This is a genomic window from Planktothrix sp. PCC 11201, assembly GCF_900009135.1.
In the GTDB taxonomy this organism is placed as follows: domain Bacteria; phylum Cyanobacteriota; class Cyanobacteriia; order Cyanobacteriales; family Microcoleaceae; genus Planktothrix.
This window is the reverse complement of record NZ_LT797747.1, coordinates 1-680: the sequence shown is the minus strand read 5'-3', so window position 1 is coordinate 680 and position 680 is coordinate 1. Positions and strand designations below refer to the sequence as shown.

Below are 680 nucleotides of genomic sequence, written 5' to 3'. Positions count from 1 at the left end.
AGCTATTGGTGGCACAACCGTAGGGGAAGATTATTTACCTCTAGGGAATACGGAAGTTACCCCAATTATTACTAAAATTAAACAGGCATTACCCAATGGCGGTGTGATTTTTAATAGTTTGAATGGAGATAGTAATGTAGCCTTCTTCAAACAGTTACAGGGGGCGGGAATGACCCCGGAAAAATATCCGGTGATGTCGGTCAGTATTGGGGAAGAAGAAGTCCGACAAATTGGGAAGGACTTCCTTTTGGGTCACTATGCCGCTTGGAACTATTTCCAAACCGTTGACACTCCCACTAATAAGAAATGGGTCGAAGCGTTTAAAGCTGAATATGGGCCAGACCGGGTAACAAATGACCCGATGGAAGCCGCTTATTTGATGGTCTATTTGTGGAAACAGGCCGTAGAAAAAGCCGGAACTGCTGATGATTTAGAGAAGGTTAGATTGGCAGCTATCGGTCAAAGTTTCGATGCTCCTGAGGGCAAAGTGACGATGTTCCCCAACCATCATATTTCTAAAACCGTGCGGATGGGACAGGTACGGGATGATGGATTATTTAATATTGTTTGGGCAACGGAAGGCCCAGTTGATCCGATTCCCTGGAACCAATTTGTTCCGGCGACCAAGGGCTTTGGTTGTGACTGGACTGATCCCAAGAAAGGGGAAAAATACAAAATGG

At 45.3% G+C, this 680-nt stretch carries 1 protein-coding gene; it reads left to right on the top strand.

The annotated features are described in order from the left end of the window. Positions 1-680, top strand: a 680-nt coding sequence (locus PL11201_RS25510) for a transporter substrate-binding protein (protein ID WP_145980326.1), incomplete at both ends; no start/stop codon positions are given.